The sequence below is a fragment of the Caulobacter sp. GW821-FHT05F04 genome (assembly GCF_059419665.1).
The window spans coordinates 35,091-46,326 of record NZ_JBWKSF010000001.1; the positions used below are offsets into that span (position 1 = coordinate 35,091).

Sequence of the window (11,236 nt, forward strand, 5' to 3'; positions counted from 1 at the left end):
TTAGTTGCGCGCCGCCGCGCCTTGCCAAGCGGTCTGGTGAGGACGCAAGCGCACGGGGGCGGACTTGTAGGCCGGCGTGCCCGAGCGCTGGTCATGGTCGTCCAGCGACACCACGACATTGGTCTCGGGATAGTATGCCGCCAGGCAGCCCGGCGGAATGTCGCGCGCCACCACGGTGAAGGCCCGCACGATCCGCTCGCCGGTCTCGTCGAAAGCCGCGCCCAGGTCGACGAGATCGCCTTGCGCCAGGCCCAGCCGCGCCATGTCGTGAGGATTGGCGAAGATCACGTCGCGCCGGCCGAACACCCCGCGATAGCGGTCGTTCATGCCGTAGATGGTGGTGTTGTACTGGTCGTGACTGCGCAGGGTGGTCAGGATCATGACATCGGGATCGCCCCGGCGCGGATCGCCGCCCCTGGGGTCGAACGGCAGGAAATTGGCCTTGCCGCTGGCGGTCCTCCACACCCGGTTCGACGGTCCGACCTCAAGGCGGAAGCCGCCGGGAACGCGAACCCTGTCATTATAATCGTCGAAGGCCGGGAAAACCCGGGCGATCAGGTCGCGGATGGCGTCGTAGTCGTCGGCCAGACCCAGCCAGTCGACATGCGGGTCGTGGCCGAAGGTCGCGTGAGCGATCCCCGATACAATAGCCGGCTCTGACATCAGGTGCTCGGACGCCGGCGGATTGAGGCCGCGCGAGGCGTGGACCATCGACATCGAGTCCTCGACTGTCACCGACTGGCGCACGCCGGCGCGGACGTCCATCTCGGTGCGGCCCAGGCAGGGCAGCAGGATCGCCGCCTCGCCGATCAGCAGGTGCGTGCGGTTGGGCTTGGTGGCGATGTGGACGGCCATGTCCAGCTTGCGCATGGCCGCGAAGGTCCGCACCGGGTCTGGCGCGGCCACCGCGAAATTACCGCCCAGGCCCAGAAACACCTTGGACCGGCCGGCTTCCATCGCCTCGATCGTCTCGACCACCGTATGGCCGTGCTCGCGCGGCGGGTCGAAGCCGAAGACGGCCTGGATCGCGTCCGACAGCGCCTTGGACGGCTTCTCCCAGATGCCGACCGTGCGGTTGCCCTGCACGTTGGAGTGTCCGCGCAATGGGCAGATCCCCGCCCCTTCCCGACCGATATTGCCCTTCAGCAGCAGCAGGTTGACCAGCTGCTGCACCGTGCCGGAGCTGTCGCGGTGCTGGGTCAGGCCCATGCCGTAGCAGAGGATGGTCGCCTTGGCCTGGGCGTAGACAGCCGCCGCCTCCTCGATCCGTTCGCGCGACATGCCACTGCCGGCTTCAATGTCAGCCCAGTCCATGGCCTCGAGCTGGGCGGCCAGGATCTCGAAGCCGGCGGTGTGTTCTTCGATGAAGGCGCGATCCAGGACGCCGCCGTCGCGGGCCTCCATGGCCAGCACCGCCTTCATCATGCCTTGCACGAAGGCCGCGTCGCCGCCGATCTTCAGCTGGAAATAGGCCGAGGCGATCGGGGTCGAACTCAGGGTCGCCATCTCTACCGGATCCTGCGGCGCGGCGAACTTTTCCAGCGCCCGTTCTTTCAGCGGATTGAAGGCCAGGATCGTCGCGCCACGCCGGCTGGCGTCGCGCAGCGAGGTCATCATCCGTGGATGGTTGGTGCCGGGATTGTGCCCGAAGCACAGGATCAGGTCGGCGTGGTCGAAGTCCTCCAGGGTCACCGAACCCTTGCCCAGGCCGATCGAGTCCGGCAGGCCGACGCTGGTCGGCTCGTGGCACATGTTCGAGCAGTCCGGGAAATTATTGGTCCCGAACCGCCGGCCCAGCAGCTGGTAGAGAAAGGCCGCCTCGTTGCTGGCCCGACCGGAGGCGTAGAACTCCGCCTCGTCAGGATGGGCCAAGGCCTTGAGCGCTCCGCCGGCGCGGGCGAAGGCCTCGCCCCACGAAATCGCTTTATAACGGTCGTCGGCCGGATCGTAGGCCATCGGCTCGGTCAGCCGGCCCAGGTCCTCGATGGCGTGATCGGTCCAGGTCAACAGCTCGCTGACCGTATGCTGGGCGAAGACCTCCGGCGTGGCGCGCTTGGTCGTCGCCTCCCAGGCCACGGCCTTGGCGCCGTTCTCGCAGAACTCGAAGGACGAGGTGTGCTTGGGATCGGGCCAGGCGCAGCCGGGGCAGTCGAAGCCCTCGGGTTGGTTGGCCCGCATCAAGGTCTTGCCGCCCTCGACGACCGTCTCCTGGTCGACCAGAGCGCCGGCCACGGCCTTCAGCGCGTCCCAGCCGCCGGCGGGATGAGTGTAGGGGCGAACGCCCTCGACCTTGCCTGGAGCAACCTTGTCGTCCGCCATCAGACCGGCTCCAACTCTGACTCTATAAGACGCTCGCCGCCAGCGAACACCGCGTGGCCGTCGGCGCGGGCCAGGGCGACCAGAGTCAGGTTGGCCTCCTGCGCCTTGATCACCGCCAGCTCGGTCGGGGCGGAGACCGCGACCAGGATCGAACAGCCCATCCGCGCGGTCTTCTCGACCATCTCGAACGAGGCGCGGCTGGTGACGACGACGAAGCCGTCCGCCGCTGAGATCTTCTGGCGCGCCATCAGGCCGGCCAGCTTGTCGAGGGCGTTGTGCCGGCCGACATCCTCGCGCACCGCGACCAGGCCGCCCACTCTATTGAAGAAGGCCGCCGCGTGGGTGGCGCGGGTCAGGCGACCCAGGGCCTGCTCGGCCTCTAGCGCCGCCAGAGCGCGCGGGATGGCCGCGTGTTCGATCCGCGCGCCCTCGCCCAGAACCGGCAGCGGCCGCACCGCGTCCGCCAGCCGCTGTACGCCGCAGAGCCCGCAGCTGGAGCGGCCTTCCAGGTTGCGCGGTCGCGCCTTTTTGGCCAGGGCGCCGGGCGCCAGGCGGATATCGACCAGTAGGCCCAGCGCCTCGTCCTTTCGGACGATGTCCAGCACGTCGGCGGCGCTGGCGATCCCCTCGGTGATCACGAAGCCCAGGGCCAGGTCCTCGACATCCTGCGGCGTGGCCATCAGCACCGTGTGCGGACGGCCATCGAACGAGAGGCCCACGGCCGTCTCGCGCGGCAGGGGCCGCTCGAGGGCCTGGACAGGAGTCCCGGCGCGCCATTGCACGGCGGGGCGTGGGGTAGCGGAGGAACGCGACATGGTCGAAACCTAGGCCTCACTTCGTGCGAAAGGAACCATTCGATCGAATGACTCCGTCACGTCACCGCACGAATGTTCAAATCCGTCACCTTCAACGGATGACCGCGAGCCGTTCCTGACGCAATCTCCTCCCATGGCTGGCACGACCTTCGACACCCGACGCGCGCAGATGTTTCCCCGGCTGGAGACGGCCGAGATCGATCGGCTGCGCCGCTTCGGCCATGTCGTCCATGCAGAGCCCGGCGCGGCCCTGGCCACGGCCGGCGTCGCCTCGCCCGGCTTGTTCGTCATCCTGGCCGGTCGGGTGGCGATCAGCCGCCGCGACGCCCACGACGAAAGCCAGCCGATCGTCGAGCACGCCGCCGGCCAGTTCGTCGGCGAGATCGCCCAGCTGTCGGGCCGCCCGTCGCTGGTCGACGTCAAGGCCCTCACCCAGGTCGAGGCGCTGCTGATCGCCCCGGAGCGTCTGCGCGCCGTGCTGGTCGCCGAGGCCGAGCTGGGCGAACAGATCATGCGCGCGCTGATCCTGCGCCGCGTCAGCCTGATCGAGACCGGCGCCGGCGGCCCGATCATCATCGGCCGCGAAGCCGACGCCGAGGTCATCCGCCTGTCGGGCTTCCTGGCGCGCAACGGCCATCCCTACCAGCACCTCGACCCCGACCAGATGGACTGCGCCAAGGTGCTGATCGAGCGCTTCCAGGTCGACGACAGCGAACTGCCGATCGTGCTGTGTCCGAACGGCGAGATCCTGCGAAAGCCCACCAATCACCAGCTGGGCCGCTGTATCGGCTTGGTCGGACCGATCGACGCCAACCGCCTCTATGATGTCGCCATCGTCGGGGCGGGGCCGGCGGGTCTCGCGACCGCCGTCTACGCCGCCTCGGAGGGGCTGTCGGTGCTGGTGCTGGACACCCGCGCCTTCGGCGGCCAGGCCGGAGCCTCGGCGCGGATCGAGAACTATCTGGGCTTCCCCACCGGGATCACCGGCATGGCCCTGATGGGCCGCGCCTACGGCCAGGCCCAGAAGTTCGGGGCCGAGCTGGCCATTCCCGACGAGGTCGCCTCGCTGGTCTGCGAGGACGACGACCAGCATCGCTATCGTCTGGCCCTCGCCAGCGGCGAGACCGCCCAGGCCAAGACCGTCGTCATCGCCAGCGGCGCCCGCTATCGCCGGCTGGAGGTCGAGAATCTGGATCGCTTCGAAGGCGCCTGCGTCCACTACTGGGCCTCGCCGCTGGAGGCCAAGCTGTGCGCCGGCCAGGAGGTCGCCCTGGTCGGGGCCGGCAACTCCGCGGGCCAGGCGGCGGTCTACCTGGCCAGCCAGGTCAAGAAGGTCTGGATGATCGTGCGCGGCGAGAGCCTGGCGGCGACCATGTCCCGCTACCTGATCGACCGGATCGAGAGCACGCCCAATATCGAGGTCATCGTCAAAAGCGCGATCGTCGACCTCGAAAGCGAGGACGGCAAGCCCAACCAGCTGTCGGCCGTGCGCTGGCGCGGTCCGGACGGCGTCGAGACCGTCCAGGCGATCAGCCACCTCTTCCTGTTCATCGGCGCCGCGCCCAACACCGCCTGGCTGACCCATTGCCATGTCGAGCTGGACAATCACGGCTTCGTCCGCACCGGGACCGACCTCGCGCCCGGCCATCCGCTGCTGCAGACCAGCCGCAAGGGCGTGTTCGCGATCGGCGACGTCCGGGCCGGCTCGGTCAAGCGGGTCGGGGCGGCCATCGGCGAAGGCGCCCAGGCCGTCGCCGCCATCCACGCCTATCTCGCCGAAGCCTGAGAGGACCGCGCTCATGACCTGCACGCACGGCGACTCCATCCATCACGTCACGCCCGGCTCCAAGGGCTGCGAGGAGTGCCTGAAGACCGGCGGCTGGTGGGTGCACCTGCGCCTGTGCCGGACCTGCGGCCATGTCGGCTGCTGCGACGACAGTCCCAGCAGGCACGCCACCGCCCACTTTCGCGCGACCAAGCATCCGATCATCGAGGGCTACGACCCGCCCGAGGGCTGGGGCTGGTGCTTCATGGACGAGGAATTCGTGGAGTTGCCGGACCAGACCCCGCAGGTCGGACCGATCCCACGGTTCGTCGAGGGCTGAGCGCCAAGGTTACGCATCCTTAAATTGCGGCCGGGATCGCCAGGGGTGATCGTCGCCTCTCAATCGAGGGGACGTTTCCATGAAGCTCAAGATCCTGGCGCTCGGCGCTGCCAGCCTGCTGCTGACCAGCCCGGCCCTGGCCGCGGGTCAAAGCTGCCCCGCCGACTACGCTAAGCAGGCCCGCGCCCTGGTGGAAGAGCAGGTCAAGGCCGGCCGCTTCACGGGTTCGGTGTTGGTGGCCAAGGACGGCGCGCCACTGCTGCGCGAAGGCTTCGGCGCGGCGGATCGCGAATGGGACATTCCCAACGCCCCCGACACCAAGTTCCGCCTCGGCTCGCTGACCAAGCAGTTCACCGCCACCGCGATCCTGCAGCTGGCCGAGGCCGGCAAGCTGTCGGTCGACGATCCCGTCTCCAAGTTCTACGCCGACGCCCCGACGGCCTGGTCGAAGATCACGATCAAGCACCTGCTGAGCCACACCTCCGGCATCCCCAGCTACACGGGCATTCCGGATTTCTTCTCCAAGGGTACTTCGAAGCTGCCTCTGAAGCCCGAGGAGATCGTCAAGCTCACCCAGGACAAGCCCCTGGAGTTCGAGCCAGGCACGAAGTTCGCCTATGACAACACCGGCTACATCCTGCTGGGCGTCGTCATCGAGAAGGTCTCGGGCCAGACCTATGCCGATTATGTGAACCAGCACATCTTCCAACCGCTGGGCATGAGGAACACCGGCTACGACATCAGCGGCGAGATCCTGGCCAAGCGCGCCTCGGGCTACGAGCCCGGCAAGGCGGGCTGGCGCAACGCCGACTATCTGGACATGAGCCTGCCCTACGCGGCCGGCTCGCTCTATTCGACGGTCGATGATCTGCTGATCTGGAACACCGCCCTGACGGACGGCAAGATCCTGACCGACGCCTCGCGCAAGGCCGCCTGGACCGAGAACCTCAACCACTACGGCTTCGGCTGGAGCATAGGGGTGCAGGACGGCCACGAGCGGGTGTCGCACAGCGGCGGGATCAACGGTTTCGCCACCGCCATGCACCGCTATCCGAAGGACGGCCTGGTCACGATCGTGTTGTCGAACTTCCAGGCCGCGCCGGCGACGCCGATGGCCAACAACCTGGCGGGCCTGTGCTTCGGGACCTATGCGGCGCCCAAGGCCGTCGCCCTGTCGACCGCGACCCTGGACAAGTATGTCGGCGCCTACGCCCTGAGCCCGACCTTCATCCTCAAGGTGTTCCGCGATGGCGACAAGCTGGTCACCCAGGCCACCGGCCAGGGCCCGGTCGCCATCGTCGCCACCGCCCCGGGCGAGTTCACGGCGGTCGGACCCGACGCCAAGCTGAGCTTCAAGCAGACCGGCGATGCGCCGGCGACGGCGCTGGTGTTGCACCAAGGCGGCCGCGACATGGAAGCGCCGCGTGTGGCGGACAAACCGTGAAGCAAAAGGCCCCGGAGATCGCTCTCCGGGGCCTTCGCTTAGATCAGTTCCGTGCGTGCTGAAGAAGGTCGATTACTCGACGATCTTCGCAACCACGCCGGCGCCGACCGTGCGGCCGCCTTCGCGGATGGCGAAGCGCAGGCCTTGGTCCATGGCGATCGGGGTGATCAGCTCGACGTCCAGCTCGGCGTTGTCGCCCGGCATGATCATTTCCACGCCTTCCTTCAGCTTGATGATGCCGGTGACATCGGTCGTGCGGAAGTAGAACTGCGGACGGTAGTTGGTGAAGAACGGGGTGTGACGGCCGCCTTCTTCCTTGTTCAGGATGTAGGCCTCGGCCACGAACTTGGTGTGCGGGGTGATCGAACCCGGCTTGCAGAGCACTTGGCCGCGCTCGACGTCTTCACGCTTGGTGCCGCGCAGCAGCACGCCCACGTTGTCGCCGGCTTGACCTTGGTCCAGCAGCTTGCGGAACATTTCGACGCCCGTGCAGGTCGTCTTCTGGACCGGACGGATGCCGACGATCTCGACTTCCTCGCCGACCTTCACGACGCCCTTTTCGATACGGCCCGTGACCACGGTGCCGCGGCCCGAGATCGAGAACACGTCTTCGACCGGCATCAGGAACGGCAGGTCAACCGGACGTTCCGGCTGCGGGATGTAGGCGTCGACCGAAGCCATCAGCGCCAGGATCGCGTCTTCGCCGATCTTGGCGTCGCGGCCTTCCACGGCGGCCAGGGCCGAGCCCTTGGTGATCGGGATATCGTCGCCCGGGAACTGGTACGAGCTGAGCAGCTCGCGCACTTCCATTTCGACGAGCTCCAGCAGCTCTTCGTCGTCGACCATGTCGACCTTGTTCATGAACACGACCAGAGCCGGCACGCCGACCTGACGGGCCAGCAGGATGTGCTCGCGGGTCTGCGGCATCGGGCCGTCGGCGGCCGACACGACCAGGATCGCGCCGTCCATCTGGGCCGCGCCCGTGATCATGTTCTTCACGTAGTCGGCGTGGCCGGGGCAGTCGACGTGCGCGTAGTGACGGTTGGCCGTCTCATACTCGACGTGCGCGGTGTTGATCGTGATGCCGCGGGCCTTTTCTTCCGGCGCGGCGTCGATGTCGGCGTAGTTCTTGGCGGTCGCGCCGCCCGTCTTCGCCAGCGTGATCGTGATCGCCGCCGTCAGCGTCGTCTTGCCATGGTCAACGTGACCGATGGTGCCGATGTTGCAGTGCGGCTTAGTGCGTTCGAACTTTTCCTTGGCCATCGTCTCTACCTTCGCGCCGGCGGGTGTTGTTGGGGTAACTCATATGGGGAGCTGGAGCGGGTAGCGGGAATCGAACCCGCATCCTCAGCTTGGAAGGCTGCTGCACTACCATTGTGCTATACCCGCCTTATCACCCAATCGTGGGCTAGCGGGGTCGCGATCGGCTCCCGGTCTCTGGCTCTGGGACCCATCTTGCCTTCAGGACGCGCCCGTCTCGGAACTCGTCGCGTGCATGGTGGGGGAAGCAGGACTCGAACCTGCGAAGGCGTACGCCAGGGGATTTACAGTCCCCCCCCTTTGCCACTCGGGACATTCCCCCAAGCACGCGACGGAGTTCCGAAGCCGGCGGCCTTTAGCCGGTTCGATGCGCAACGGCAAGCCGTTGAACTTCGAACCAGAACAAAAGCTTCTTTGGACGGTGACGGACGATGCTAAGAGCAGCGCCGGCCGGCTAAGAAACCCTTGGGGCCCCAAATCGGAGCGCGTCTTATAGTGTCCTCTCATTCCGAACGCAACGACCGGAAACGTCCTTCTGCACCCGGACGCGATTTTCGTTCCAAGCCCCGGAATAAAAACGAGTTTTCTCGCGGGCAAGGCGACGCCAAGGACTGGATTTGGGGAACGCACGCCGTCGAGGCGGCGCTTTCCAACCCCCTGCGACCGGCGCCGAAGCGCCTTCTGGCGACCCCGGACCGCGCCAAGCGACTCGGCCCCGATCTGCAGAAGCTCACCTGCCTGCAGGTGATGGAGGGCCAGGAGATCGCCAAGCATCTGCCGCAGGGCGCCGTGCACCAGGGCCTGGCCCTGAAGATCGATGAGGCCGAGTCCCTGTCGATCGCCGAGATGGGCTCGCCCGCCAAGGGGCTGCTGGTCATGCTGGACCAGATCACCGACCCGCAGAACATCGGGGCCATCTTCCGCTCGGCCGCCGCCTTCGGGGCCAGGGGCGTGATCCTGCAGGATCGCCACGCCCCGGTGCTCTCCGGCGTGCTGGCCAAGACCGCCGTGGGCGCGGTGGACAAGGTCGCGCACGCGCGCGTGGTCAATCTGTCCCGCGCCCTGGAGGAACTGGCCGACATGGGCTGGCGGGCCGTGGCCCTGGCCGGCGAGGCCGAGGAAAGCCTGGAGGCGGTGCTGGACCACCAACCCACCGTCCTCGTTCTGGGGTCTGAAGGCGAAGGCGTTCGTCGTCTTGTCGCGGAACATTGCGACGCCTTGGGAAAGATCCCGATGCCCGGCGGGTTCGAAAGCCTGAACGTGTCGGCCGCGGCGGCCATCGCGCTTTATGAAGCCTCGAAAGTTCGCGCGCAGGACGAAACTGTTTCGTGAATCCCTTTTAACCGTTTTGATTTCGTCGCAAGCACGTGCTCTTCTCGCGAACAATGGTCCGCGAGCGCTTGCTCGCGGAGGAGTTAGACATGGGATCGGGGGACCCGATGTTTGGACGTAAGGTACGCTTGGCCGCCTTGGCCACTACGGCGGTCGGCGTTCTGATGCTTGCCGGCTGCAGCGCCGGCGACCAGGTGAGCGCGCCGCCGCCGCCCAGCGACCGCCAGGATGCGTCCATGACGCCGGAGTTGATGGGGGCCGCGCCGCCGCCCAGCGCCGATCAGGCTCAGGACGGCCTGCTGGGTGGTCCGAGCCAGGCGCAAGCCCAGGCCCGCGCCGACGCCGGCGTGGAGTCCAGACCTCTGCCGCCGCCGCCTTCGCGCAATTCGCATCTGAAGACCTGGCGCCGCCCGGACGGCACGCTGGTCACGGCCATGCGCCCGATCGCCAATCCGAAGGGCTCCAGCCGCTACGAACAGAAGCCGCATCGCGTCCACGCGACGATCCCGGCCGCCCCGACGGCTCACGCGGTGTCGAAGCCGACGCCCAAGCCGATGGTCGTCGCCAAGCCGGTGACCCCGAAGACGGTCGCCTCGGCTCCCGCGCCCGTCCAGGCCGTCAAGCCGGCCGTGCCCGCCGCGCCGCTGGCCAAGCCGCCGGTCGTGGCCGCCAAGCCGCCGGTCGTTCCGGCCGCTCCCGCGAAGCCGGCGACCAAGCTCGAGAAACTGCAGGCCGTCGTCGCGCCCGCCGCCACCAATGGCGCGGTCCTGGCCGCCGGCGAGAGCCTGGGCAAGAACCAGCCCGGCCAGGTGACCCTGTCGCTGCCGGCCACGCTGGGCGACCTGATCAAGCAGGAAGCCGCCAAGCTGGGCCTGACCAAGGCCGCCAAGAAGACCAGCGCCTATGCCGAACTCTCGGGCGAAGGCTATGAAGTCACCCCGAACGGCCGTCAGACGGCCGTGGTCAAGCCGGGCGAGCCGACCACCTTCGCCTGGCAGGTCAAGCCCGGTCCGGAGGCCAAGGGCCAGCTGACGTCGCGGTTCGGCCTCGAGCTGAACGGCGCCAAGACCCCGCAAGGCTTCTCGCTGGGCGAGATCAGCAAGCGCGTCGCCGCCCTGCCGGAACAGGCCAAGAAGGGCGTGGGCAAGCTCGACCTGGGCGCCCTGAACGGAAACGTCACGCTGCCGGGCCTCGGCGCCGTGCCGATCAAGACCGCCCTGGGCTCAGCCCTGGTGCTGCTGGCGCTGATCATCCTGGTCGGCGTCTCGCGCAGCGCCTCGGCGGCGCGTCGTCGCGCCGAGCGCCAGCGCAAGTACCGCACCCTCACCGACTACGGCCGCAACGAGATGGAGTACGAGCAGGAGCAGCACGCTCCGGCCTCGACCCATGTCTCGCACGTCAACCCGTTCCTGGCCGCCGCCGGCGGCGCGGTGGCCGGCGCGGCGGTCGCTTCGGCGGTCTCGCATCATGACGACCACGGTCATGGCCACGTCGATCATGGCCAGGCGCATGACAGCCATGGGCACGACGCTCACGCCCATGACGACCATGGCTATGCCGCGCATGACGGCCACGGCCACGATCTGCACGCCGAGGCTCATCCCGAGCCGCACGCGCCGGCCGAGCACGTCGGTTACGTGAACCCGATGGTCGCCGCCGCCTCGGCCCACCCGGTCAGCCATGACGACCACGGCCACGACACGCACGCCGCGGTCCATGACGAGCACCACGGCGAACATGCCGCGACTCACGACGAGCCCGCGCACGCCGCGCCCGGTCATGACGCTCACGCCGCCGGGCATCACGACGCCCACCACAAGGAACCCGAGCACGCCCACTAGGGCCCGCGCCGGACGAAAAAGCGACGCCCCGGATCGATGGTCCGGGGCGTCCTCGTATTTGCGGCGGACCTGACCTTTTTGCGCCTTGCATCGCCGCGCGCCTCACCGCATTGAGGGTAC

8 protein-coding genes and 2 tRNA genes are annotated in these 11,236 nt (G+C 67.9%); 5 read left to right on the plus strand and 5 right to left on the minus strand.

What is annotated here, in order from left to right:
* A complete protein-coding gene (locus AC07R7_RS00245) occupies positions 1 to 2,319 on the minus strand; it encodes an FdhF/YdeP family oxidoreductase (RefSeq protein ID WP_494633523.1) in 2,319 nt (772 codons plus the stop codon).
* A complete protein-coding gene (fdhD, locus tag AC07R7_RS00250; protein ID WP_494633524.1) occupies positions 2,319 to 3,134 on the minus strand; it encodes a formate dehydrogenase accessory sulfurtransferase FdhD in 816 nt (271 codons plus the stop codon). The genes AC07R7_RS00245 and fdhD overlap by 1 nt, the downstream gene beginning before the upstream one ends.
* A 133-nt stretch (positions 3,135 to 3,267) precedes the next feature.
* Between fdhD and AC07R7_RS00255 the strand changes: the two genes are divergently transcribed.
* From AC07R7_RS00255 to AC07R7_RS00265, 3 genes are all read left to right on the plus strand, one after another.
* The gene (locus tag AC07R7_RS00255; protein ID WP_494633526.1) at positions 3,268 to 4,920 is read left to right on the plus strand and encodes an FAD-dependent oxidoreductase; all 1,653 of its coding nucleotides are present in this window, start codon (positions 3,268 to 3,270) and stop codon (positions 4,918 to 4,920) included.
* A 13-nt stretch (positions 4,921 to 4,933) separates the two neighbouring features.
* The gene (locus AC07R7_RS00260; RefSeq protein ID WP_492883834.1) at positions 4,934 to 5,239 is read left to right on the plus strand and encodes a UBP-type zinc finger domain-containing protein; all 306 of its coding nucleotides are present in this window, start codon (positions 4,934 to 4,936) and stop codon (positions 5,237 to 5,239) included.
* 79 nt (positions 5,240 to 5,318) lie between these two features.
* Positions 5,319 to 6,683: a serine hydrolase gene (locus tag AC07R7_RS00265; protein ID WP_494633528.1), complete on the plus strand. Its 1,365-nt coding sequence runs from the start codon at positions 5,319 to 5,321 to the stop codon at positions 6,681 to 6,683.
* Positions 6,684 to 6,755: 72 nt separating this feature from the next.
* On the opposite strand, the gene tuf is transcribed toward AC07R7_RS00265, so the two are convergent.
* From tuf to AC07R7_RS00280, 3 genes are all read right to left on the minus strand, one after another.
* Positions 6,756 to 7,946 (minus strand): elongation factor Tu, encoded by a 1,191-nt coding sequence (gene tuf, locus AC07R7_RS00270; protein ID WP_492883830.1) that lies wholly within the window; start codon positions 7,944 to 7,946, stop codon positions 6,756 to 6,758.
* Positions 7,947 to 7,998: 52 nt separating this feature from the next.
* A tRNA-Gly gene (locus tag AC07R7_RS00275) sits at positions 7,999 to 8,072 on the minus strand.
* A 107-nt stretch (positions 8,073 to 8,179) separates the two neighbouring features.
* Positions 8,180 to 8,265, minus strand: a tRNA-Tyr gene (locus AC07R7_RS00280).
* A gap of 173 nt (positions 8,266 to 8,438) precedes the next feature.
* Here AC07R7_RS00280 and rlmB point away from each other — a divergent pair.
* Both rlmB and stpX read left to right on the plus strand, forming a co-directional pair.
* Complete coding sequence (gene rlmB, locus AC07R7_RS00285; protein ID WP_492883828.1) at positions 8,439 to 9,275, plus strand: 23S rRNA (guanosine(2251)-2'-O)-methyltransferase RlmB; 837 nt, start codon at positions 8,439 to 8,441, stop codon at positions 9,273 to 9,275.
* 107 nt (positions 9,276 to 9,382) lie between these two features.
* Positions 9,383 to 11,116, plus strand: coding sequence for a stalk-specific protein StpX (stpX, locus tag AC07R7_RS00290; protein WP_494633531.1), 1,734 nt, complete (start codon positions 9,383 to 9,385; stop codon positions 11,114 to 11,116).
* Positions 11,117 to 11,236: the final 120 nt, after the last annotated feature.

Coding starts and splice junctions, on each gene's coding strand:
- AC07R7_RS00245 (WP_494633523.1), bottom strand. CDS start 2,319: ATGGCGGACGACAAGGTTGCTCCAGGCAAGGTCGAGGGCGTTCGCCCC.
- fdhD (WP_494633524.1), bottom strand. CDS start 3,134: ATGTCGCGTTCCTCCGCTACCCCACGCCCCGCCGTGCAATGGCGCGCC.
- AC07R7_RS00255 (WP_494633526.1), top strand. CDS start 3,268: ATGGCTGGCACGACCTTCGACACCCGACGCGCGCAGATGTTTCCCCGG.
- AC07R7_RS00260 (WP_492883834.1), top strand. CDS start 4,934: ATGACCTGCACGCACGGCGACTCCATCCATCACGTCACGCCCGGCTCC.
- AC07R7_RS00265 (WP_494633528.1), top strand. CDS start 5,319: ATGAAGCTCAAGATCCTGGCGCTCGGCGCTGCCAGCCTGCTGCTGACC.
- tuf (WP_492883830.1), bottom strand. CDS start 7,946: ATGGCCAAGGAAAAGTTCGAACGCACTAAGCCGCACTGCAACATCGGC.
- stpX (WP_494633531.1), top strand. CDS start 9,383: ATGTTTGGACGTAAGGTACGCTTGGCCGCCTTGGCCACTACGGCGGTC.